A 23,260-nucleotide genomic window follows, 5' to 3' on the forward strand; every position below is an offset into this window, starting at 1 on the left:
CGTTACTGAGAGAGAATATCCGGTGCCATCACCGGAGAAATCACCGGATACTCCTTCATCGCGGAGAAGGAGAATGAACAGGTTATGTAGCACAGTTTTAACTTCATGATCTGAATAGAGCCGTTCGATAGTCTTGTAGCTCACCGTGATACCAAATAATGGTCCAAACAATACCAGGAGTTCTTCCATATCCCGGTTGCTTTTGTTCATCAACCGAGTTAACAAGAACAGCATCGTCCGTTTCCGTACATCGATCTTTTTCTTTTGACCTGCTCGTGGTTTCACAAAATGGATTTTCTCAACCGCCTGATCAATATATCGGGGGAGTTCACGAAGCCGTTGTTTTACCTGTTCACGCTTCTGTTCCCATTCAGCATACGGGTATTTGCTTTTCTCTTCGGAGAAACACTCTTCTTTGATTTCCTCAAGAACTTCAACCAATTCCTGTGCTATTTTTTCTGTGATTTTCATAGTGATTGTAATCAACAGAAAACTATATAAAGATATCTATAGATATCTAGATTATGCGTACGATTTCTCTCATTGATAAGGAGCTTACATTGAAGGACAATGTAGAAGTCTTTTATGAAAAAAGAATAACACCTTTTGGGACAAGTGCAAAAGTCGATGCACCAAAAAAATACATAGGCAAACGAGCCTATGTTATCATCCTTAAAGACTGATTATGGAATTCTGTCCCAATGTCCTACTCTTCGGTCAGAAGAAGTTTGCCTGCTTGTTATGCGTCGTTTGATGCATTTTTTAGATGATTGATGATCTCTTGAACTAGTTTTTTGTAGGTCTCTGCGATTTTTTCAGCGATGTCCTTCTGGTGTGCCTCTGCATAAATTCGGAATATTGGCTCTGTTCCTGAAGGTCGTAGGAGAATCCATCCCTGCTGAGTATATATTTTTATGCCATCGGTTTGATCAACGTTTACGATATCAGGCATATCTTGGATGTGACTAGCCAGCTTTTGGACTACACATTCTTTGAGCAGATTCGGGCACGGTATTTTCGTTTTATACATTTCATACTCCGGGAGTTGTGCAATAAGGGCAGATAACGGTTTTTTTTCTTGAGAAAGGAGTTCAAGCAGAGATGCTATTGACATACACGCATCGCGGCAGTAGTGCAATGAGGGAAATATGAGTCCACCGTTTTCTTCACCGCCGAAAACCGCATGGTGGTGCATCATCGCTGATGCGACAACCGGTGATCCAACGCGAGTGTAGATAACTTGACCGTGATGTGCTTTGATGGTATCTTCGAAACAGGTTGACGTCGTTACAGGTGTTACCACGATTCCTCCTTGATTTCGTATAACAATATGTTTTCCGAGTAAGGAGAGTGTCTTGTCACCCCAGATATATTTTCCTTGTTCATCAATAAAAATTGCTCGATCTGCATCACCATCAAGGGCAACACCGACATCGGCATTTTCTTTCATTACTGTATCAATCAAGCAGGTAAGATTTTCTGGGAGTGGTTCTGAAGGTCTTCCTGGGAATCGCCCGTCGGGGTTGCAGTTCAGCGATGTGACGGTACATCCAAGGTGTTTGAGGAGAGCTGGTGCTGCAAGACTTCCTACGCCGTTTCCGCAGTCAAGAACCACGCGGAATTTTTGTTTTTTGATACGTGCAACGTCAACAAGAGTAGTGATTGCTTTCAGGTACCGGTCTATTGCATGGGCATCGGTTGAATACTGACCAACCATGTCCCATGATGCTTGAGTGTAGTGGTTCTGAAAGTAGATCTGTTCTATTGCTTGTTCGATCTCTTGGGTGAATTCAGCTCCGGTCGAACTCACTCCTTTAATACCGTTAAATTCTGGAGGATTGTGAGATGCAGTGATGATGACACCTGCATCATATTTTTTTTCTTTAACCGTATATTGCAGTGTTGGTGTTGGAACTAAGCCGAGATCGACAACAGTGCATCCTGTTGAGAGGAGTCCAGAGGTTACCGCTGTTGCCAGCATGGCATTTGAGAGTCGTGCATCAGTTCCAATCGCAAGTTTTGGTTGAACTTTGTTTTTTTTCAGGTATGTTCCAAGAGCTTTCCCGATGCCAAGTGCAAGCTCTGGAGTCATTTCTTGGTTGATAACACCGCGGATACCGTTGGTTCCAAAAAGCCGAGGCATATGAATAACAACCTTATTTGTTCTTAAGAGTTGCAATCATGGTTGTAGTTTTTTCAAGGAACTGTTCAGTGAGTTTTGCAACATCGTGTTCTGTATTTGCTTCAACTGTAAGTCTGATGATTGGGCTCGTGTTTGAGGCTCTGAGGAGAATCCATCCTTGTTGAAGATCGACTCGAATACCATCAAGGGTATTTGTGTTGTGGTATTCCTTGGTAAATTGTTGTTTTAATGTTTCAATGACGTTGAATTTGATATGGTCAGGGCATTCGATTTCCTTTTTTTGTCGTGGGTACAGCGGGATTGGTTTTATAAGATCATGGAGTTTTTTCTGCGTTGTTTGGAGGATTTCTGCGATTTTTAAAGGTATGATAAGTGCATCGTCGAAGAGGAAATAGTCTGGCATAATCAGATGGCCAGACGATTCGATGCCGAGGAGCGCGTGTTCTTTTTTTGCTGCAAGAGTGAGAAACGTATGACCAACCTGGATTTGTTTAATGGTGTATCCCTGTGGTTGAAGATATTCTGCAACTGCTTTTGAACATTCAACATTGACAATGATGGTTCCTTGTTTTTTTGGTAGCCCGTAGGTTCCGATGATGATTCCGGTTTCATCAGCGGAGAGTATCTTTCCCGTGTTGTCAACAATGACTGCTCGGTCTCCATCACCGTCGAATGCAACGCCGAAATCACAGCGGTGTTGTTTCACAGTTTCAACAAGTGTTGTTAGGTTTTCTGGTTTTGGATCTGATGGTCGTTTGGAGAACGTTGGGTCCGGATCGCAAAAAACAGGGATGATGTTGAGTCCAACTGCTCTAAAAATTTCTGGTGCAGAAAGCGTTGTACTCGCACCGCCGCAGTCAAGCGCAACAGTCAATTTCTTTTTAAAGATAAATCTCTGTTGAAAAAAAGTTCGATATTCCTTTTTTGGATCAAGAAGTGTTACTGTTCCGAGACGATCCCATGCGGCATTCGTAGTCCTGCTCGTGAGAGTGATATCTCGTATGGTCATGAGTTGATCTTCAGAGAGACCGACGCCATCACCGTAGTAGAATTTCACTCCATTCCATTCCGCGGGTAGATGACTTGCAGTGATAAAAGCAATGAGGTCTTGCTGGTGCTGCCAACCTGAGAAAAGGGTTTGACCAAACGCGGTTGTTCCTGTGTAGAGTACTTCAACTCCAGTTGCGGTGACTCCTGATATAAAGGCTAATGCAAGTGGGACACTGGATTTTCGAAGGTCATTTCCAACAGTCATTGTTTTTCCGCTGAGATTTTGTTGAACAAAAGTTCCAGCAGCCATGCCGATTTTTTGGAACAGTTCCGGCGATATATCGTGATTGTAGATACCACGAATATCGTAGGCTCGGAAAATATGTGGGGATATTGTTTTTTCTTGTAACATCGTACGAGCAATAAAACATCGGTTATAAAAATCTGTTTAATGTTTACGTCAGTATCAGTTTTTTATTTAGGTACTAGAGGTACTTTTTTATGGGTTTGCGTTTCTTTGAATGCGGTTATTCCCCGATGACATTGCCGATCTGTTTTTTCGGATACCCTGGTGGTATGGGTTGTGTCCAAATAATCGCATTTTCAAGACGTGTGTTTTGTTTGATATGTTCGTTATCACCAATCGCGGTTATAATCAGATTTGAATTGTGCTCGATTACGCAGTTTTCCCCAATAATGCAATTCCCTAAATGCACGTTTTCTCCGATGGTGACATGATCAAATATGATGCATGAGTTCAAGGTCGAGTTATGTCCAATGCGTACATGGTTTCCGATGCAGGTGTTGATGAGTTCTCCGTGAACAGCACAATTTTCTCCTTGAAGGTTTTTTAATCCTTGTTTTTGTAATAGCATTTTATTGACGTCAATGTAACTTGGGATACGTCCGACGTCGATCCAGTATCCTTTGATTTGATAGCCATAAAATTTCTTGGTGTTTTTAATGATGAGTGGAAAGATTTCTTTTTCCATAGAGACGAGACGGCCTGTGGGTATATAGTCAAGTACTGTGTTGTTCAGCAGATAGGCCCCTGCGTTGATGAGGTTTGATGGTGCATCTTCTGGTTTTGGTTTTTCAACAAACCCGATCACATTGCCATCTTTTTTCATGTTGACGACACCGAATTCTGAGACGTTTTCAACCGGCCAAAGTGAAATGGTGGTGAATGCTTTTTTTCGATGGTGAAATCGCATCATATCAGCAAGGTTAAGTGAGCTAATCACATCAGCATTGAGAACAAAAAAGGGTCCTGTGATATGTTTTTCTGCAAATTTTACTGCACCACCGGTACCAAGCGGTTCAGGCTCGTTATTGATAATTATTTCTTTTTCACAGGGATGTGTGGAAAAATACGATTCAATTTGCTCCTTTCGATAGTTCACTGCTAATATAACCGTATCAACCTCATCAGGAAGACTGTCAATGAGATACTGTATCATTGGTTTATTCAGAATCGGCAGTAAACATTTAGCCCGCGTATAGGTAAATGGCCGAAGTCGTGTTCCAAAACCTCCTGCAAGAATAATCGCTTCCATATGGGTATCGCCTCTAGCCAACCTGAAACTCATGGCTGCATATTAACATTACAGTATCAACCGCAGTACTATTTCTTAGAAACCAAAATAATTTATAGGCGTCGTGCTATAATATATATCTATTATAGAAAAAAATCTGAGGAATACGTATGAATACTTGGATTAAAACCACGACGTTGTATGGGTTCGTTCTCTTGCTCAGCCTCCTCCTGATACTATCGCCGATGGGTACTGCTGGTGTCCAGATGCATCACAAGAACATACCAAGCGTTGTGACATCAACACCACACACAACGCCAGGTACTGAATATTGGGCACTCATTTTTGCCGTCGGCGTATATTTGAATCACCCTGACCAAGATCGCCCATCGATGCTTGAAGCAGCAGATGATCTTCACAGTACCCTGCTTGCTTCATCAGTATGGAAGACAGAAAACATCCATAAAGTCACCGGAAGTCAAGCAACCGGGCAGAATCTCATTCGAGAGTTACGCTGGCTGATCAAACAAGCAGATTCTGATGATATGGTTCTGATCTTTCTTACAACCCACGGTTCTCCATTGCGTGATAGGAAAGGAATGCCTCTCGATCTCCCGCCACGAGATGAAACAGATGGTGCTGATGAGATTCTTGTTATGTATCAAGGTTTTGATACCTGGTATGCATTTGTCTGGGATGATTTGTTGAATTTCTTCATCAGTCGGATTAAAGCACACGGTGTTTGTCTTATTGTAGATAGTTGTTTTAGTGGCGGTTTTAATGACCAGCCATGGTCTGCAAAGTCAGAAAACAAACAGTATACCGCTGAAGTGTTTTCTCAAGAGTTTGCTGGGGAGCTAGCAGCACAGAACCGGATTGTACTGATGTCCAGTGAAGAAGATACAGTTTCATATGGTTCGTATTTTGCTGAGTATCTGATCAATGGTTTGACCGGATGGGCTGATTTTTTCGGGAATCGTGACGGCATAAACTCAGCTGAAGAAACCTTTTTATTTGCAAAACCATTTGTTGAATTTGTAACTGGTGGCGAACAACATCCGACCATCTATGATGGATATCCTGGAGAATTCCCCGTGACTTCGTAACATGCAAACGTGTTATGTTTTTTTTCTTCTGAGTTTTCTATTTACCATAACTGAAACATTTAAAAAGGAGTAGAAATTCTGAGGTTGCATTCATGGGCTCGTGGTCTAGATGGTTATGACGTCTCCCTGACACGGAGGAGGTCTTGAGTTCGAATCTCAACGGGCCCACTTTTTTGATATAAACAATACTTTTGTTGTGAGTATGTGTTTTGTTTGAACGATGTTTTGAATAAGAAAAATACGAATGCTGAAAAAAAGGAAAAAGGAAAATATTGAAAAATGTGTGTTTTCTTGTTTGTAAGTTATAAGGTTTTTATTAAATCTGCAATTTTTTCTTTTTTATCTTCTTCATCCGGGAGCGTAATTGATGATTTCCATTTTTTTGTTCCATCAGGAAGATAAAAACCTCGCGAAAGTGAAATATATTCACGTTCTCCGCCATCTCCAGATGCTTTTTTCCGTGCAACTTCAATAAAGTTGTTTTTTCCGAATTTTACCTCTTCTGCTTTGATTGTTTCAAATTCAACCATGATTGTACCTCTTTGTTTTGGCTGTTGGGGGTTAAAAAGAAGGTATAATTTAAATCTTTTCTCCATATTTGTGTACGTTGATCAGCGAAATAATAAGGTTCAAATAACCTAAGTTCTTACCCTGCGGTTGTGACCGGTGTTGTGACTTCTTCTCAAACTGATCTTCCGCAGAATGCAACATATCCTGAAACGCATGGTGTGAAAACACTGCTTGGTGATCCTAAAAAAGCGATTCTCAAACTTTCCATTCCAATGATTGTGGCAATGGTTGTTCAAACGTTGTATACGCTTATGGATACCATTTGGGTGTCCGGTCTTGGTCCTGATGCGCTTGCTGCAGTTGGGTTTGTGTTTCCTTTTATTTTTATGGGGATGGCGCTTGCTACTGGTATTGGGATTGGTGGGGGTTCTGCAATCTCTCGGAAGATTGGACAGGGTGATAAAGCCGGTGCTGATCTTGTTGCACTGCATACGCTGATCATTAGTCTTGCTATTGCTGTTTGTTTTTCTGTTTTGTTCTTTCTCTTTCCTGAACCAATCTTTTTCATCCTTGGTGCTGGTGAGGTAACAGTACTTGCAGCGATCTATGCTCGTATTATTGCTCTGGGGACAATTATTACGTTTTTTACCTTGATTGCAACCGCGGTGCTTCGATCAGAAGGAGATGCCCAACGGTCGATGTATGCTATGGTTCTTGGTGGTATTTTGAACGCTGTACTTGACCCTATTTTTATTTATACGTTTGGTCTTGGTGTTGCAGGTGCTGCATGGGCAACGTTGTTGAGTATGGCGGTGTCAGCTGTTCTGTTGTTCTATTGGTTGTTTTTGAAGAAAGATACGTATATTTCGTTGTCTTTCAAAGGATTTCATTTTCAAAAAGATGTTGTATGGGATATTGTTCAGGTTGGTTTTCCTGCATCGGTGATGCAACTTTCTATGGCTATTATGATGATTATTATTAATAGTATTTTGACGTTTGTTGGTGGGACTGATGGTGTTGCGGTGTTTCGTGCTGGGTGGAGTATTGTGACGATTGCAACGATGCCGTTGCTTGGTATGGCCACTGCGGTTGTTTCAGTTTCAGGTGCTATGTTTGGTGCACAAAGCTATGTCAAAGTGAATGAGGCGTATATCTATGCGATTAAACTTGGTGTTGTTCTTGAGATTATTCTAGCGGCAGCAACCGTTGTTCTTGCGCCACATATTGCGCTTTTGTTTACGTTTTCGGCTGATGCTGCTAGATTAACTGATGGCATTACGAATTTTTTGCACATCATTTTTATTTTTTATCCAGCGTCAGCGTTTGGTATTTTTTCATCCGCGGTGTTTCAGGGCATGGGAAAAGGATTCAATTCCTTGCTTGTGACCTTGATTCGAACGATTTTTCTTGTTGCACCGTTAGCCTGGATTTTTTCAACAATGATAACCTATGACATAACCGGTGTATGGTGGGGTCTTGTTACAGGTAATTGTATAGCTGCAGTCATCGGTTTTGTCTGGGCACGTCAGTCAATACATCGATTGATTAACCGTCAGCAAATGAATACGACGGCATCATAACTCTTATATTGTCGTCGTACATGTAGTGTACTGCTGTGATGATCGAACCTTTTCTGAGCCAGGTTCTTTAAGAATTTGGTAATGATGATGATCTTGAGTGCTGATGCATATTGTTATCGGATATGCTGTGCGAGCATATCTGCTATTTTTTCAACAAATGCTACATCTTTTGGTTTGAATGCTGCAGGGGTGTCTGAGTCGATGTCGATCTCACCGATGATTGTTCCTGTTTTTTTGATGGGTACGACAAGTTCTGATTGGGTTGATGTAAAACAAGCGAGATATCGGTGGTCTTGTGAAACATGATCGATGACCTCAGTTTTTCCAGTCTGTGCTGCAGAACCACAGATACCGACACCGAGTGGTATTGTGGTGTGTTCTGTTGGTTGTTTTCCTTGCCATGCTTCTAAAATAAGATTGTTGTCTTTGAGAAGATAGATGCCAACCCAGTTGTAGGTCGGAAACGTATGGTAGAGGGTATCGACGATTGTTTGTAACAAGTTTTTTGGGTCAGTGTTTGAAATCATTTGTTGTATTTGAGTTAATGCATGTTCGTAGTTCATACTCTTTCTGTGCATTTTTTTTATTGTTGGTAGTCAAGAAGACTTGTTTGATGATCGTGAGGGGTGATCGGCGTTTGTATGTTTGTTCTGTTTTCTTTTGGAAGTTCTATGATTCCGTATTTTCCTCCTCCGCCAGGGATGATGCGTACTTTTTTATCACGGAATGCCTGGATTGCTTCGGTGACTGCTGGTACTGTGACTCGTGCGATTGCTTGGATATCTGCATCGATGAGTACGGTTATTTCGTTTCCAAATGTAGTGATAAGTTCATCCCAGCGTTTGCTCACAGTTTGGGTGAATGGTGTGTGCTGGTCAAGTGCTTTTGCAATTATTTCAGCAAGAGGTATCACATGGAGATATGGTGGTCGATGATCCGGGTGATGTGGTTCTTTAAAATTCGCAATTTCTAAGATCCGATCGCGAACTCCTTTTTTGATGCGTTTTCCACAGCTACATTTCCACTTCCGACGTTGTGCTTCTTCAAGGGTGTAATGGGTGTAACATGAGATGCATGCTGATTCATTGTATTTTCCTTCTTGCGGTGGTAATCCGACATTGAGAACTGGTTTGTTGCCTTTGGTCCGGAGAATCGCTTTTTTAAGTTCAGAAAATGTCGGTTCTTCGACGGTGAACCTGGTGAACTCTCGAGCGAGACGAACTGGATGGGGGCTGTGGCTGTCTGAATTGGTAAGAAAGGTAAGTCGATGGAGTTCTTGGATCATATCCGCATAGTTCGTATCAGCACTTAATCCAAGTTCAACAAATGCTACATACTCTGCAAGACTGCCGTAACAATCTTTGAGTGAATGGTGATATGCATACATTGCTGTCCATGGTGTAAATGCATGTGCCGGACCGATGAGTGCATCAACATCTTTGGCATGTTGTGCGAGTTCTTCACCTGACAAAGCAACATTTGGTCGGCCGTCGGTATCAAGGTTTTTTGATTTGTTTTTAATTCGTTCTTTGAAATCATCAGCTGCGGAGATGCTTGGAAAGTAGAGGAGATGGTGAACCCTTCTTTGATCTTCAACTTCAGTACTTAAGATAAATCTGGTGTTGTTCATCTGGAAGGTTCCTTCATCCACTACAGCACATGTTTTGATTTCTTTCATCCATGATGCGTTGAGACAGTCACCTGTGGCAACGACGTGTATTCCTTTTCGTGGTGCTTCAAGTGAGATGGTTTCAATGGTCATCTTGTCACTGGTTGCGCCGGAATATCGTGAATGAAGATGGAGATCAGCATTGATGTACACAGAAAACACCATATAAAAAAACATTTGTTATGGTTTTGCTTCCTCTGTTTTTTTCTCTTGTTTTTGTTGTTTTTTTGTCATTTCTGGTTGTCGTTGTTCAAAGAAAAAGGTTTTTGCAAAGAGTTCGCAGCCACCTGCTACAATCAAGATAATACCAGCAATACATAAGAGATACAGGCCCATGCCGAAACCCCATGAGAGTTCAACGCGACTTCCTGGGCTTTGGGTGATGCTGAGGGCGTAGGTACCTCCGAACGGTTGCGCAGAAATCTGCCTGAGCACGTCAAGAATCTCGGTGTTTCCCTGGGATTGATCTGGTACAAGGGATTGAACTATGGCTCCGAAGAGTACGAGGATCAGTAGTACGAGGATACCTGGTATTAAAAATCGTGTACCTTTAAGCATATATTTTTTCCCAAGTTTTTGACTCTGAGCAATACCAATAGTTCCAAGAATCATAAAGACAATTCCAATTCCAATAAAAATTGAGAATGGTAGTGTAAAACTCCCTAGGGGAAGAGGTCCCTGTTGATTTGGCAGAGTAATTTGAATTCCTTTAATTCCGTCCACCGCTATCAGGTTAGGAAGGTGTATTGGTTTTTCTCCAGGTATTGATATCGTCGTTGAGACTGCATACCATGGGAGGAGAAGTCCGACGACAGCAATGATAAGGCCAACGATGCAGAGGATGTTTCCAATGCTTTTTAGGTTAAAACCATCGATGTAGAGGAGAGCAAATTTTCGGGGGCCAAGACCATATTTTTGATGACGTCGGTAAATTCGATAGCAGAGAATAAGAACCGTGATGAGTGTGATTACGGTAAATAAGAGGAGGAAATTATAGAGTATCCAATCAGCGATAAATAAGAAGTCGTGGGCGGGGAGAAGTTTTGACGTCCATGAAGGCGAGCTAGTCCAAAGGCCGCCGTTCTCTCGAAACTTTGGTCCTTGTGGTCCAGCTTGTCCAAGAAGACTTGATTCTACAGTAGTTTCCTGGGTGTTTCCAATCCATCCCCAGAAACCACCAAATGCAAGCCAGGGCTGATTGTTCAATTCTTCTAACATGTAGTCGGTTCCAGGACGTAAGATTTTTCCATTGTTGCCGACATAATCACTGGAAAATCCAAGTTTTCCTGAATATGGTCTGAGGTAATTTGCATGGCTGCCACGAGCAACATAGACTTTGATATGGTCGCCGTCGCGTTCAACTTGTTCCCAGGTTGCTTTCTGTCCAGAATGATGTTGACTATACATAACTTCTGCTGGTACACCTGCTGAAAACCTGATTTGAACCATCTCCCAGTCGCCTTCGTGTTGATTCAATTCTCCTTTGTTGAATGCATAAAAAAACCAGTATTGAATCACTGAATTTGTATGATCAATATGTGTATAGACGGTGTACCCGAGTGTCGGTAGTGATGCTTGGTAATCTTTAATGATGCCATCATCAGCTATTGTTCCTTTTTGGTTATCAAGATAATACGTATCGCTCGTATACGATGCAAGCATATGTTCGGTTACCGTTGTAGCAATCGGTACTGGATTGTTTTGCTCGTAGAGATATGCATTTTTGATATGGTACGTTACATCAACTGGGTAGCATTCTTCTTGTGCCTCAAAATAAAGGATTGGTGCGTATCGTTCTGCATCAAGATTCTGAGCATGGACACAACAGCAGCTGCTTGCAAGGAATACTCCTAGACAAAAAACTATGAGTAACGATTTTTGAACATTCATAAAATCTCCCACACCTCGATATTTTGATTCATTATTTAACTCTTCGTACGAAGATCGTTGCGCTTGTGAACAAGAGACATGCTGTAAAAAACCTTTAAGTATCATCATCTTTATGGTTGTGTAATATGGGCCAAAAACATACTCTTTCTGATGCTGAATGGCAGAAACGGTTAACCCTTGAACAATATCACATCCTTCGAAAAAAAGGAACTGAACCACCGTTTTCCGGTCGTTTACTCAAGGTCAAAGAACCAGGAATATATCGCTGTGCTGGATGTGGCTCTGAACTTTTTTCTTCAGATTCAAAATTTGATTCGGGGTCAGGTTGGCCAAGCTTTGACGCACCTATTTCGCCACAGAGTGTTACTCTTAAGCAAGATACCAGCCATGGAATGAACCGTATCGAAGTACTGTGTTCTCAGTGTGGTGGTCATCTCGGACATGTGTTTCATGACGGACCAACAAAAACAGGACAACGATATTGTATTAACTCAGCAGCGTTATCCTTTGAAAAAACGATCGTTCAAAAAACAGAACAGGCAACATTTGGCGCCGGGTGTTTTTGGCATGTTGAAGAAACCTTTCGAAAGATTCCTGGTGTGCTGAAAACAACCGTTGGATACATGGGTGGATCACTTCAAAATCCGACGTATGAAGATGTTTGTACTGATAGAACAGGACATGCTGAAGTTGTTCATTTGGAATTTGATCCGACGGTGATCTCGTATGAGCAACTCCTTGATGTTTTTTGGAGTATCCATGATCCAACAACTAAAAACCGACAAGGTCCTGATACGGGGACGCAGTATCGTTCGGTTATTTTTTATCATACCTCTGAGCAGAAAAAGATTGCAGAACAATCACTACAAAAAATCGAACAGGCAAAAAAATATGCTCGTCCTATTGTGACTGAAATAACTGCTGCGCCTACCTTTTATCCTGCAGAGGAATATCATCAAAAATATCTGATGAAACGTGGACTATCGAGTTGTCAACTATAACATATTAAAATAAGTTTCATATTTTTAAAATCGATCATTTTTTCCTTCCGGATTTACAACAGTGGATGTAACGTATCAAATTTAGAAGACATCATGTTGCGTATTTGATGGTGGTTTGAGTTGTTGATGTACTCAAAACGTCATTTGTTCTCTGAATGTTGAGTATCTCTCTCAAAACACAGAGAGGTTTGCGAGAATTCTTGGGGCTTCAGATGAGTATAACCATGTAAGGTGAAGAACGTTTAGCTCTCCAATAACTCACCATACGTAGAAAGATAGAATAAAACTATGGTATCGCACTAAGAGATATTCTACTGTACGCGCAGGGGGTGAGTTTTAACCACTGAATTAAAATTTCAAAAACCTGCCGTTCTCCTCAAATCATATTTATATACTTTTTGCTGTTTTTCTCCGAGAGATAGTAACCTTTATTAGCCACTACTCCATATTGCTCTCCGAGAAAAATACCTCTAGGAGACGGGAGACACACAGCTGCCAAGCAACAGACGACACTATGTCGAAAAAACTGTGTATCCTTTATCATGAGGAGTGATCTATGGCAAATGAAAAAACAGTGACCGATAGCACGTATGATTCTGATAAAATTCAAGTTCTTGAAGGATTAGAATCGGTACGACAAAACCCAGGGATGTACATCGGCAGTACTGATAGTCGAGGATTACATCATCTGGTCTATGAAGTTGTTGATAATGCTGTTGATGAAGCGCTTGCAGGATACTGTACCCATGTTAAAGTATCAATCAACAAAGATGGATCAGTAACGGTTGACGATAACGGCCGAGGGATACCTGTTGACATTCATGAGAAATATAAAAAACCTGGCGTTGAACTTGTTATGACGATGTTATACTCGGGTGGTAAGTTTAACCAGGAGGCGTATAAAGTTTCAGGCGGGCTGCACGGTGTCGGTGTTTCTGTGGTGAATGCGTTATCAGAATGGCTTGAGGTGAAAATCCGCCGTAATGGTAAAGAGTATTTTCAACGGTATGAACGTGGAAAAACAGTGTGTGATTTGAAAGTTATCGGAAAAGCAAAAGACACGGGAACTACAGTGACGTTTCTTCCTGATAAAACTGTGTTTGAAACCACAGAATATATGTATGATATCATTGCGACTCGACTTCGGGAGATTGCATTTCTCAACGCAGGATTGAAAATTGAGATTACTGATCAACGAACCAAACACCATGAAACCTATCAATACAATGGTGGTGTGAGCGAGTTTGTTTTGTATATCAATCGGAATAAAACCTTGTTGCATCCTCATCCGATTTATATCCAAGGAGAACGAGAGTCGATTCCAGTTGAGATAGCAATGCAATACACAGATGCATATACAGAAAGTATTTTCAGTTTCGCAAATAACATCAACACCCATGAAGGTGGAACGCATCTTATTGGTTTCAAAGGAGCTCTGACACGGGTTATTAATGATTATGGCAGGAAAAACAAATTGTTTGATGAATCGTTTAGTTTGAGTGGTGAGGATTGCCGTGAAGGTCTTACTGCAGTGATTTCAGTTAAAATTCATCATCCTCAATTTGAAGGACAGACAAAAACCAAACTTGGCAATTCTGAAGTGAAAGGTGTTGTTGAAAGTATTGTGTATGAAAAACTCGGAGAGTTTTTTGAGGAGAACCCAAGCATTGCTCGGATCATTATTGATAAAGCGGTCCTTGCGAATAAGGCTCGTGATGCTGCTCGGAAAGCACGAGAGCTTACCCGAAGAAAAGGTTTACTTGAACTTTCATCTTTACCTGGTAAACTTGCTGATTGTGCCTGTCGAGATCCCAGTAAATCAGAGTTGTATCTCGTTGAGGGGGATAGTGCTGGTGGGAGTGCAAAGCAAGCTCGTGACAAAGAATTTCAAGCGATTCTGCCGTTACGAGGAAAAATTTTAAATGTGGAAAAAGCACGAATGGAGAAGATTTTGAAAAGCGAGGAGATTCTTGCGTTGATTACTGCTGTTGGTACGGGGATCGGGGAGGAGTTCAACATTGAGAATGCTCGGTATCATAAGATTATTCTCATGACTGATGCTGATGTTGATGGCGAGCATATCCGCACGCTGTTACTCACCTTCTTTTTTAGGTATATGAATCCGTTGATTGAGAAGGGATACCTGTACATTGCACAGCCGCCGTTGTATAAATTAACCAAAGGAAAAACAGTAGAGTATGCATATTCTGATCGTGAGAAACTTCAGAAATTAAAGCAGATGGGTGAGACTGGTGTGAGTATCCAGCGGTATAAAGGTCTTGGAGAAATGAACCCGGAGCAGCTATGGGAGACAACAATGGATCCATCTCGACGGATGATGTTACAGGTTACTATTGAAAATGCGGTTGAGGCGGATAAACTTTTTTCGGTGTTGATGGGCGAGCAGGTTGAACCACGACGTGAATTTATCGAACAACATGCAAAAGATGTTGTCAATCTTGATATTTAAAATAGGGTGATACTTGACTATGGTTGATGATGGAGAAAGAAAGGAGTTAATTCGTGATATTAACGATGAGATGAAACGCGCATTCATTGATTATTCAATGAGTGTGATTATGAGCAGAGCGTTACCTGACGTACGTGACGGACTCAAACCAGTGCATCGGCGGATATTGTACGGAATGAATGAAATGGGTTTATCGTATGAGAAGCCCTACAAGAAATCTGCTCGTATCGTTGGTGATATCCTTGGCAAGTATCATCCGCATGGTGATCAGGCAGTGTATGATTCATTGGTTCGTATGGCTCAGGATTTCTCACTGCGATATCCTTTAGTTTCTGGTCAGGGGAATTTCGGTTCAATTGATGGTGATTCACCTGCAGCGATGCGATACACTGAAGTGAAAATGGCGAAGATCACCAAGTATATTCTTCAGGATATCGAGAAGGAAACTGTTGTCTGGCGTGATAATTTCGATGGTTCATTGAAAGAACCTGAAGTACTTCCATCGGTATTGCCGAATTTGCTTGTGAATGGTTCATCTGGCATTGCGGTTGGTATGGCGACGAATATGGCGCCGCATAATCTCACTGAGGTTGTTGATGGTATTATCCGAGTCATTGATGATCCAGATGTTTCAATTCATGAGCTTGTCGACATCATCAAAGGTCCTGATTTTCCCACCGGTGGTCTAATCTATGGACGTGGCGGAATTCTTGAAGCGTATGCTACGGGTCGTGGGTTGATTCGGATCCGGGCTCGTACAATGATCGAAGGTGATGAACGAAAAAAGATTATTGTTACTGAGCTTCCGTATCAGGTCAACAAATCAGAATTGTTAAAAACCATTGCAACTCTTGTCAAAGAAAAACGACTTGAGGGCATTTCTGATCTGCGTGATGAAAGCGATCGGAAAGGCATGCGTATTGTCATTGAGCTGAAACGCGATGCTATTGAAGATGTTGTGTTAAATCAGTTATTTGAACATACGCAACTTCAGTCGACATTTGGCATCTTAAATCTTGCGATTGTGAAAGGTCAGCCGAAAATCCTCAACCTGAAAGAGATCATTGAGCAGTATATCGAATTCCGGATTGAGATCATCACGAAGAGAACTCAGTATGATTTAACCAAAGCAAAAGAAAAAATGCATATCCTCGAAGGACTGATGATTGCACTGAGACATATCGATGAAGTTATTGAGATCGTCAGGAGAAGCAAAGAGGTTGAAGAAGCAAAGAATCGATTGATGCAACGGTTCAAACTTTCAGAACTGCAAGCAAAAGCAATTCTTGACATGCGGTTGCAGAAACTCGTTGGCATGGAAATAGCAGCAGTTGAACAAGAATATGCCGAAACGAAACAGTTGATTCAACAACTTGAAGAGCTCCTTGCTGATAAGCGGAAGATATTGGCTGAGATTAAACGAGAACTCCTTGAACTCAAAGACAAATTTGGTGATGATCGACGTACTGAAATTGTTGAAGGAGATGCTGATATTGAACTTGAAGATCTTATCCCTCGGCATGATGTTGTTGTGACCATTACAGCAACAGGTTATATTAAACGACTGCCGACTGATACGTATCGGACGCAGCACCGTGGTGGAAAAGGACTTATTGGGATTAAAACCAAAGAAGAAGATGTCGTGATTGATTGTTTTGTAACCAACACCCATGAGTATATCATGTTTTTTACCAACAAAGGTAAAACCTATTGGCTGAAGGCATACAAAATACCTGAGGCCGACCGTCATGCAAAAGGAAAAGCAATCATCAATCTGCTCCCACGATTAGAAGAAGGTGAAAAAATTGAAACTGCACTTCCGATCCATGATTTTGATGACAACCATTATCTCGTGTTTGCAACGAAAAATGGAACCATTAAAAAAACCGTAACGTCAGCGTATGGAAATATCAGGATCAATGGTATTAAGGCAATAACGCTTGCTGAGGGTGATGAACTCATGAGTGTTGTATTGACTGACGGTACGAAGATGATTATGATGGCGTCATCAGACGGTCAGGCTTCTCGGTTTGCTGAATCTGAGATCCGACCGATGGGTCGTACTGCTCACGGGGTAATTGGTATGCGACTCAACAAAGGTGATCGGGTTGTTGCGATGACTGCAGTTGATGAAGATGGTTCGCTTTTAACACTGACTGAGAATGGTTTTGGTAAGCGGTCTCCCATTGCTGATTATCGGCAGACGCATCGCGGCAGTAAAGGTGTTCGAACAATTGTCACCAATGAACGTAATGGTAAAGTAATTTTTGTCAGTCAGGTCAGTGATGATGAAGAGCTCATTATTACCACAATGCAGGGGATGACGGTTCGCATTCCAGTTCGTGATATCCGCAGCCAAGGTCGTAACACTATGGGTGTTCGTATCATGCGACTCAATGAAGGCGATAAGGTTGTTTCGGTAACAAAAGTGATGGCTGAAAACGATGAAAAGAGTTGTATTACACCAGAGGAAACTTCGCTGTCTGAGAAATATCATGTTCCGATTGATGATCCCGGGGAACAACGAAAAGAAGAACCTGTCGCTGAACCTCCTAAAAAAAGTACTTCAAAGCCAATACGTGAATCAGATGAACACGTCAAATCTGAATCAAAACAATTCGGAGTCGAACCAGAAAAAACACCAGAAGTATCTGCATCTGAGGAGGTAACCGATCCATCAACAACGCCAAAACCTCCTCCAAAAAAGAAAAAACCAAAAGGCACGGTGAAAGGTACCTCTCGTTATTCACCGAAAATTAAAAAACCGAAAAAGAAAACAACGGTAAAAAAAGAAAAAACACCTCGAAAAAAAAGTATAAAATCTCAACAGCAGAAACAACAACGAAAGAAAAAAATCAACACAAAAAAAGTTGTTGTAACCAAAAAGAAGATGCGACACAAGAAAACGGATCGTAAGAAAGAACCAGGTATCAAGAAGAAATCGGTCGTGAAATTGAAACAAAAACCACGGAAAAAACATGGAAAGAAACGATAGCAACATTTTTCCATCAGCTTTTTTCTCATTTATCAAAACAATGAATTTTTAGAGTATCTGCAAGGTCATAAGAAGCATCAATATTCCCACAATGATGATTTGATGGATCAGATAAATAAGTAAGGAATGTCTACCAAGAAAAACCAATGCGTGAACCGGTGAAGTTGTTTGTACAGTTCTGATTTGTTTTTTTCGTATCCCTTGCGGATAGAATGTATGGCCGATGCAGATACCAAGGAGAATAACTCCGAACCATGGAAGGAGTGGAAAATAGTCAAGCGTGTAGAAATTTTTTGGTCTGAGACCGAGCCAGAGTAAGTAAGGGAATTCAACGTGAACTCGTGATAGAAACACTCCCAAGATGATACATATGATTCCAAGTGTGAAGGGAGTTACACGATGACGAATGAATGGGTATGCAAGAAGTATTGAAACGCCAATGCAGTGGAGGACTCCAAAAAGTATTGTTCCGTTTCCTTTGAGAAAAAACCAAGTTGCTATGGTTATCAGCATTCCAAAACCAAGTATTCGTAATCCTTGTGTTACGAAAAGGAGATAGAGATTTTGTTGGGTATTGTTTTTGTGTTTTTTGTGGTAACGTAAGGTGAGTGATATACCGACAAGGATGAGAAAGATAGTTCCAATTGAGTAGGTAAAGAGTCGCCATGGTAGTGTTTCGAGATTTATGGTTATAACCTTGTAATACGTCATATCAAAAATAATGTGGAAAAAAATCATCATGACAATTGCGATACCTCTGAGTGCATCAATTTCCCAGTAACGTTCGTCGTGTTTGGCAGTACAAAGATTTTTCATAATACTATTGTATATATTCCGAGTTCCTATTGATGTTTTCTTTTTATAAAACGAGGGATAGCGAGGAATGGATTTGAACCATTGATCTACGGGTTATGGGCCCGTCGGGATTTCCTGACTACCCCACCTCGCTATATATGGATTAAGTTTTTTTCGGTAATTCCGGTGAATAGTTTTTCTCCTACTTAAATGTACCACTCTGTAGTTATTCTGTGAGTTTCTCTTTTTTTGTCAAACTTTTTTGATGTTAACAGATTTCCGATGGAGAGAAAAAATTTTAATACCTGTAACAGGATGAATAGTATGGCGGGAGTTTATGGTGAAGAAGGTTATTGAAAGTCGTTTGGTTCAACGACAGTCGAAATTTCCAACGGTTTGCACCTATTGTAATTCTAAGATTAATGCTGATGATCCCTATTATCTTGAAGAAGGAGTAAAGGAGCATATTCATTCATTGATCGCTCGGAAGTTTTGCATGAATTGTTATACTCGTTATGGGGAAATCATCCTTTTAAAAGGAAAACAGTAATGCGTTGCGTCGGTTGTAGGAAAGGTTTTTCATTAATGTTTTTATTCGTGGTACCAAGAGTTACTTGCAGGGGTACCCGAGCTTGGTCCAAGGGGCAGGGCTTAGGAATGCTTTTGTTTGTAGCATTAAGAAACCCTGTTGCGTAGGCACTCGAGCGTTCAAATCGCTCCCCCTGCACTCGTTTCTCTCGGAGGAGAAGAAACTATGAAGATTATTGCGTTTGCTGGTATGCCGTTTTCTGGTAAATCAGTAGCAGTTGATTTTGCTCGTCAGCAAAATATTCCTGTAGTTCGAATGGGTGATTTAGTCTGGGAAGAAACAAGACGTCAAGGACGACCGTTAGATGATAGAAATGTTGGAGATGTTGCAAATTCCATGAGGAAAAAATATGGGATGGATATATGGGCACAAAAAACAGTTGAATGTATGAAAACATTACCGTCCTCAAATATCTATGTTATTGATGGTATCCGAAACAAGGAAGAAATAATCTACTTTAAAAAGCATCTCGGATCTGACTTTCTTCTCATTGCGATTATTGCATCTGATGAGATTCGACATCAGCGTGGTCTCATGCGTGGACGCCGGGATGATAGCGGTACTCTCAAAGCAATGTTAGAACGAGATAAACGAGAGGTCTCCTGGGGTCTTTTAGAGGTACTTAAATCAGCAGATATACGCATTGAAAATAATTCGAGTCTTGAGGAGTTTCAGGAGCAAATAAAAAAGTTTTTTCAGAGCATCCTGGAGAAACGATAAGTTAATCAACTGTTTTTCTGATTGCGGCGTGGTTTTTTATGTTTGAAGTAAAAATTACGGTTCAACTGAAAAAAGGTGTTTCAGATCCTGAAGGGACAAATACTTTAAAAGCATTGCATCTCCTTGGTTTTGATCAGGTACAATCAGTAAAGACCCTACGGACCTATGATATTGTTATTAATGACGCTGATAAAAACAAGGTGAAAAAAGATGCTGAGCAGATGTGCCAGCGGTTGTTAACTAATCCGGTGATTCATAGTTATGTCATCGATGTCAAAGAGTTGTAAATCTCCGATTTGTCATCCGGTGAGAGATATGGGGACAGACGTTTCTCATTTATTCAACAAAAAAGCAGTTCCTTTTGATTTGTATGAAGTTGATATTCTTAGGGCATCTGATCAAGAACTGTGTGAGTTGAGTAAACAGCTTGGTTTGGCGCTTTCGCTTGATGAGATGCAGCGGATAAAACATTATTTTCAAGAAAAAAAACGTTTACCAACTGATGTTGAACTGCAGGCTCTTGGTCAGGCGTGGAGTGAACATTGTTGTTATAAATCTTCAAAACTTGCATTAAAAAAATATATTTATGGTGTTGCTGAGGATAAAATCATTGCCCGTGAAGATGCTGGTGTTCTTCCCTTTGATGGAAAATATTGTTATTGTGCAAAGATAGAATCACATAACCATCCGTCAGCAATTGAACCGTATGGTGGTGCGGCAACCGGTATTGGTGGCGTGGTCCGTGATGTGGTTTGTATGGGTGCCCAGCCGATTGCGTTTATCGATCCGCTCTTTTTCGGTCCTTTATCGTATCCTGCTCATAAACTTCCTGCTGGTGTCAAGCATCCTCGGTATTTGTTTAAAGGCGTGGTTGATGGTATTCGAGACTATGGTAATCGTATCGGTATTCCAACGGTTGCAGGCTCTGTGTATTTCCATGAGGGGTATCTTGGAAATTGTTTGGTGAACGTTGGATGTCTTGGTATCATGGAGAAGAAGGATTTGGTTCATAGCTATGCAAAAGCACCTGGTAATGTGTATATCTATGTCGGCGGAAAAACTGGTCGTGATGGCATCCACGGGGTAACGTTCGCCTCGGCAGAATTGAACGATGCTAGTGAGGAGAGTAGTAGGTCTGCAGTTCAGGTTGGCGATCCAATTACGAAAGAACCGGTGATTCATGCGACTCTTGAAGCAAATCGCAAAGGATTACTTGAAGGATTAAAGGATTTCGGCGGTGGGGGTCTTTCCTGCGTTTGTGGTGAGTTAGCGTATAGTGCTGGTTTTGGTGCTGAGATTCATCTTGATCATGTTCCCTTAAAAGAAGAAGGGTTGAAACCGTGGGAGATATGGGTATCTGAAAGTCAGGAGAGGATGATGTTCCTTGTTGATCCGAAGAATGTTGATCAGGCGTTGCATATCTGCAAACAGTGGGATGTGTATGCAGCACCAATTGGCAGAGTGATTCAGGAACAAGTTATCCGCGTGTTTTTCAAAGGAGAACGAATCCTTGAGATGGATTTGGAGTTTCTCACCGGTGGACCGGTGTATGATGAATGTATTCGTCCGGTTGTTCTACCACAGCCGACAGATGCTGAAGAAAAAGAAGAACGTTTTCCTATGCCTAATTTGAATGATGCCGTAAAAAAACTACTCTCCTCTGAAAATATTGCATCTAAGGATTGGGTGATTCGTCAGTATGATCATGAGGTCCGTGGTAATACTGTGATTAAACCGTTACATGGAAAAATGAATCAGGAGTCTCATGGTGATGCAGCAGTGATTAAACCCCTTGAGAATTCATGGAGAGGTCTTGCGGTGACTGCTGATGTTAACCCGAGATTTATGGAATTGAATCCATATTGGGGTGCTTGTGCTGCTGTTGATGAGATGTGCCGAAATCTTGTTTCTGTTGGTGCTCGACCTGATTCGATTCTTGATTGTTTGAATTTTGGAAATCCTGAGAAACCTGAACGCATGGGTGAAATTTATGAAACCTGTCGGGGTCTTGGTGATATGGCAAAAGCCTTACGTCTTCCCTTTGCCTCAGGTAATGTGAGTTTGTATAATGAGTCTGTGTCAAGTGCAGTTCCACCAACACCTGAGCTGATGGGTATTGGTATTGTTGATGATATTCGAAACTGTGTAACCAGTGATTTGAAACGTCAGGGAAATCTCTTGTATCTTGTCGGACGGGAAACCATGCAGGAGCTGGGTGGCTCTGAGTATTATCGTCTTATGGGGCGTAAAGGTGGAGTGGTTCCTCGAACCGATGCATCGACGTTGCACCGGTGTTGTGATACGTTGCTGTTGTGTATTGAAAAAAGCATGATTGCTGCATGTCATGATGTCAGTGAAGGTGGTCTTGCGGTGTGTCTTGCTGAAATGATGATCGGTGGTGGTATCGGAGTTCATGTTGATATTTCTGATTTTGGAGCATCGCTTCGTACCGATATGAAATTGTTTTCAGAGACGAATACTCGATGGGTTGTTGAAGTACCGAAAAATACAAAAAACAAGTTTGAATCGTTGTTGAAGAGGCATACGGTGCCGTTTACTTTTTTGGGTGAAACAACCGGTGAACAAAAACTGGTTATCACTGAACATAAAAAAGTAGTTGTTGATGTAGAACTCGAAGATTTGCGAAGATGCTGGCTTCAACCACTCTGGTCAGTTATGGGGTAAACACGATACGAGTGATGATGATCTAAAGAGAAAGTGATATGGTTAAACCACCATATCTACATGTACTTAAAATTGATTGATAGACTGGATTGTTTGTGTTTTTGGTACTACTTTTTCTTTATGTTTTTTGCTTGAGGGCCTCGTTCTGCGACTTCTAAGTCGTATTCAACAGTGTCTCCCTCATTCAGATAGGTTCCAGCAGGTATGGATGAACGATGAACAAAGACATCTTTATCATCTTCTCCTTTTATGAACCCATATCCTTTTCGTGCGTTATACCATTTTATTGTTCCTTTCATTCTTTTTTTTACCTCCTATGTAATCCAGAGGATTCTTTTTTCGAACAAAAACAAAATTGTATGAAAGGTTCTTTTTTGAACAATCCAATACTCTTTGTCTCTATTCTTTGGTAGATATGTACATTTCTCGGTGTTTTATATAAGTTTCTATCCTCGTGGCTTCATCCCGAAATAGATAATTAAGGAAGAAACATTCATTTTTTCATTGGATGGGACGCGCAAAGAAAAGGATTAATCCAACAGTTGCGAACCATGTGAACCGCAATTTCACCGCCGATTTCAG

The 23,260-nt window shown here is 41.2% G+C and carries 20 protein-coding genes and 3 tRNA genes; 12 read left to right on the forward strand and 11 right to left on the reverse strand.

The features are described 5' to 3' along the window. The coding region (locus tag QXL17_06000; GenBank protein ID MEM4258688.1) for an ISNCY family transposase at positions 1-477 on the reverse strand (477 nt) is incomplete at its 3' end. A 47-nt stretch (positions 478-524) separates the two neighbouring features. On the opposite strand from QXL17_06000, the gene QXL17_06005 reads away from it, so the two are divergent. Further along, the gene (locus QXL17_06005; protein ID MEM4258689.1) at positions 525-683 is read left to right on the forward strand and encodes a DUF2080 family transposase-associated protein; all 159 of its coding nucleotides are present in this window, start codon (positions 525-527) and stop codon (positions 681-683) included. 56 nt (positions 684-739) lie between these two features. Here the strand turns inward: QXL17_06005 and glmM are convergent, their stop codons facing one another. From glmM to QXL17_06020, 3 genes are all read right to left on the reverse strand, one after another. Then, entirely contained in the window at positions 740-2,143 is a 1,404-nt protein-coding gene (gene glmM, locus QXL17_06010; protein ID MEM4258690.1) for a phosphoglucosamine mutase, read from the reverse strand. Positions 2,144-2,156: 13 nt separating this feature from the next. Continuing rightward, positions 2,157-3,545, reverse strand: a complete 1,389-nt coding sequence (locus QXL17_06015) for a phosphomannomutase/phosphoglucomutase (protein ID MEM4258691.1) — start codon at positions 3,543-3,545, stop codon at positions 2,157-2,159. Between the two features lie 115 nt (positions 3,546-3,660). Further along, positions 3,661-4,689, reverse strand: coding sequence for an NDP-sugar synthase (locus QXL17_06020; GenBank protein MEM4258692.1), 1,029 nt, complete (start codon positions 4,687-4,689; stop codon positions 3,661-3,663). A 149-nt stretch (positions 4,690-4,838) separates the two neighbouring features. Between QXL17_06020 and QXL17_06025 the strand changes: the two genes are divergently transcribed. After that, positions 4,839-5,774 carry a caspase family protein gene (locus tag QXL17_06025; GenBank protein MEM4258693.1) on the forward strand — a complete coding sequence of 312 codons (936 nt, stop codon included), beginning with the start codon at positions 4,839-4,841 and terminating at the stop codon, positions 5,772-5,774. 94 nt (positions 5,775-5,868) lie between these two features. Then, a tRNA-Val gene (locus QXL17_06030) sits at positions 5,869-5,942 on the forward strand. A 134-nt stretch (positions 5,943-6,076) separates the two neighbouring features. Here the strand turns inward: QXL17_06030 and QXL17_06035 are convergent. Beyond that, entirely contained in the window at positions 6,077-6,304 is a 228-nt protein-coding gene (locus tag QXL17_06035) for a hypothetical protein (GenBank protein ID MEM4258694.1), read from the reverse strand. Between the two features lie 141 nt (positions 6,305-6,445). Here QXL17_06035 and QXL17_06040 point away from each other — a divergent pair, with 141 nt between their 5' ends. Then, a complete protein-coding gene (locus QXL17_06040) occupies positions 6,446-7,864 on the forward strand; it encodes an MATE family efflux transporter (GenBank protein ID MEM4258695.1) in 1,419 nt (472 codons plus the stop codon). Between the two features lie 113 nt (positions 7,865-7,977). On the opposite strand, the gene QXL17_06045 is transcribed toward QXL17_06040, so the two are convergent. From QXL17_06045 to QXL17_06055, 3 genes are read right to left on the reverse strand one after another with little or no spacing between them, the layout of a single operon-like run. After that, on the reverse strand, positions 7,978-8,427 hold the full coding sequence (locus QXL17_06045; protein MEM4258696.1) for a GAF domain-containing protein: 450 nt from the start codon (positions 8,425-8,427) through the stop codon (positions 7,978-7,980). Positions 8,428-8,447: 20 nt separating this feature from the next. Then, entirely contained in the window at positions 8,448-9,698 is a 1,251-nt protein-coding gene (locus QXL17_06050; protein ID MEM4258697.1) for a TIGR00375 family protein, read from the reverse strand. A gap of 15 nt (positions 9,699-9,713) precedes the next feature. Then, complete coding sequence (locus QXL17_06055) at positions 9,714-11,423, reverse strand: Vps62-related protein (GenBank protein ID MEM4258698.1); 1,710 nt, start codon at positions 11,421-11,423, stop codon at positions 9,714-9,716. Positions 11,424-11,548: 125 nt separating this feature from the next. Here QXL17_06055 and QXL17_06060 point away from each other — a divergent pair, with 125 nt between their 5' ends. From QXL17_06060 to gyrA, 3 genes are all read left to right on the forward strand, one after another. Next, positions 11,549-12,424 (forward strand): bifunctional methionine sulfoxide reductase B/A protein, encoded by an 876-nt coding sequence (locus tag QXL17_06060; GenBank protein MEM4258699.1) that lies wholly within the window; start codon positions 11,549-11,551, stop codon positions 12,422-12,424. 556 nt (positions 12,425-12,980) lie between these two features. Next, positions 12,981-14,894, forward strand: coding sequence for a DNA topoisomerase (ATP-hydrolyzing) subunit B (gene gyrB / locus QXL17_06065; GenBank protein ID MEM4258700.1), 1,914 nt, complete (start codon positions 12,981-12,983; stop codon positions 14,892-14,894). Positions 14,895-14,913: 19 nt separating this feature from the next. Then, the gene (gene gyrA / locus QXL17_06070; protein ID MEM4258701.1) at positions 14,914-17,889 is read left to right on the forward strand and encodes a DNA gyrase subunit A; all 2,976 of its coding nucleotides are present in this window, start codon (positions 14,914-14,916) and stop codon (positions 17,887-17,889) included. 48 nt (positions 17,890-17,937) lie between these two features. On the opposite strand, the gene QXL17_06075 is transcribed toward gyrA, so the two are convergent. Beyond that, positions 17,938-18,705, reverse strand: coding sequence for a heparan-alpha-glucosaminide N-acetyltransferase (locus tag QXL17_06075; GenBank protein MEM4258702.1), 768 nt, complete (start codon positions 18,703-18,705; stop codon positions 17,938-17,940). A gap of 58 nt (positions 18,706-18,763) precedes the next feature. Next, positions 18,764-18,838, reverse strand: a tRNA-Met gene (locus tag QXL17_06080). A 183-nt stretch (positions 18,839-19,021) separates the two neighbouring features. On the opposite strand from QXL17_06080, the gene QXL17_06085 reads away from it, so the two are divergent. From QXL17_06085 to purL, 5 genes are all read left to right on the forward strand, one after another. After that, positions 19,022-19,234, forward strand: a complete 213-nt coding sequence (locus QXL17_06085; GenBank protein MEM4258703.1) for a hypothetical protein — start codon at positions 19,022-19,024, stop codon at positions 19,232-19,234. Positions 19,235-19,300: 66 nt separating this feature from the next. After that, positions 19,301-19,411, forward strand: a tRNA-Leu gene (locus QXL17_06090). 27 nt (positions 19,412-19,438) lie between these two features. Continuing rightward, a complete protein-coding gene (locus QXL17_06095) occupies positions 19,439-19,993 on the forward strand; it encodes an AAA family ATPase (GenBank protein ID MEM4258704.1) in 555 nt (184 codons plus the stop codon). 38 nt (positions 19,994-20,031) lie between these two features. After that, positions 20,032-20,280, forward strand: coding sequence for a phosphoribosylformylglycinamidine synthase subunit PurS (purS, locus tag QXL17_06100; protein ID MEM4258705.1), 249 nt, complete (start codon positions 20,032-20,034; stop codon positions 20,278-20,280). Positions 20,281-20,308: 28 nt separating this feature from the next. Continuing rightward, the gene (gene purL, locus QXL17_06105) at positions 20,309-22,678 is read left to right on the forward strand and encodes a phosphoribosylformylglycinamidine synthase subunit PurL (GenBank protein MEM4258706.1); all 2,370 of its coding nucleotides are present in this window, start codon (positions 20,309-20,311) and stop codon (positions 22,676-22,678) included. A 107-nt stretch (positions 22,679-22,785) separates the two neighbouring features. Here the strand turns inward: purL and QXL17_06110 are convergent, their stop codons facing one another. After that, positions 22,786-22,977, reverse strand: a complete 192-nt coding sequence (locus QXL17_06110; protein ID MEM4258707.1) for a cold shock domain-containing protein — start codon at positions 22,975-22,977, stop codon at positions 22,786-22,788. Between the last annotated feature and the right edge of the window lie 283 nt (positions 22,978-23,260).

Source organism: Candidatus Thermoplasmatota archaeon (assembly GCA_038884455.1).
Lineage (GTDB): Archaea > Thermoplasmatota > E2 > DHVEG-1 > DHVEG-1 > JAWABU01.

Bases quoted from the DNA above. Each gene is read 5' to 3' on its own strand.
- QXL17_06005 (MEM4258689.1), top strand. From the start codon at position 525: ATGCGTACGATTTCTCTCATTGATAAGGAGCTTACATTGAAGGACAAT.
- glmM (MEM4258690.1), bottom strand. From the start codon at position 2,143: ATGCCTCGGCTTTTTGGAACCAACGGTATCCGCGGTGTTATCAACCAA.
- QXL17_06015 (MEM4258691.1), bottom strand. From the start codon at position 3,545: ATGTTACAAGAAAAAACAATATCCCCACATATTTTCCGAGCCTACGAT.
- QXL17_06020 (MEM4258692.1), bottom strand. From the start codon at position 4,689: ATGGAAGCGATTATTCTTGCAGGAGGTTTTGGAACACGACTTCGGCCA.
- QXL17_06025 (MEM4258693.1), top strand. From the start codon at position 4,839: ATGAATACTTGGATTAAAACCACGACGTTGTATGGGTTCGTTCTCTTG.
- QXL17_06035 (MEM4258694.1), bottom strand. From the start codon at position 6,304: ATGGTTGAATTTGAAACAATCAAAGCAGAAGAGGTAAAATTCGGAAAA.
- QXL17_06045 (MEM4258696.1), bottom strand. From the start codon at position 8,427: ATGAACTACGAACATGCATTAACTCAAATACAACAAATGATTTCAAAC.
- QXL17_06050 (MEM4258697.1), bottom strand. From the start codon at position 9,698: ATGGTGTTTTCTGTGTACATCAATGCTGATCTCCATCTTCATTCACGA.
- QXL17_06055 (MEM4258698.1), bottom strand. From the start codon at position 11,423: ATGAATGTTCAAAAATCGTTACTCATAGTTTTTTGTCTAGGAGTATTC.
- QXL17_06060 (MEM4258699.1), top strand. From the start codon at position 11,549: ATGGGCCAAAAACATACTCTTTCTGATGCTGAATGGCAGAAACGGTTA.
- gyrB (MEM4258700.1), top strand. From the start codon at position 12,981: ATGGCAAATGAAAAAACAGTGACCGATAGCACGTATGATTCTGATAAA.
- gyrA (MEM4258701.1), top strand. From the start codon at position 14,914: ATGGTTGATGATGGAGAAAGAAAGGAGTTAATTCGTGATATTAACGAT.
- QXL17_06075 (MEM4258702.1), bottom strand. From the start codon at position 18,705: ATGAAAAATCTTTGTACTGCCAAACACGACGAACGTTACTGGGAAATT.
- QXL17_06085 (MEM4258703.1), top strand. From the start codon at position 19,022: ATGGTGAAGAAGGTTATTGAAAGTCGTTTGGTTCAACGACAGTCGAAA.
- QXL17_06095 (MEM4258704.1), top strand. From the start codon at position 19,439: ATGAAGATTATTGCGTTTGCTGGTATGCCGTTTTCTGGTAAATCAGTA.
- purS (MEM4258705.1), top strand. From the start codon at position 20,032: ATGTTTGAAGTAAAAATTACGGTTCAACTGAAAAAAGGTGTTTCAGAT.
- purL (MEM4258706.1), top strand. From the start codon at position 20,309: ATGGGGACAGACGTTTCTCATTTATTCAACAAAAAAGCAGTTCCTTTT.
- QXL17_06110 (MEM4258707.1), bottom strand. From the start codon at position 22,977: ATGAAAGGAACAATAAAATGGTATAACGCACGAAAAGGATATGGGTTC.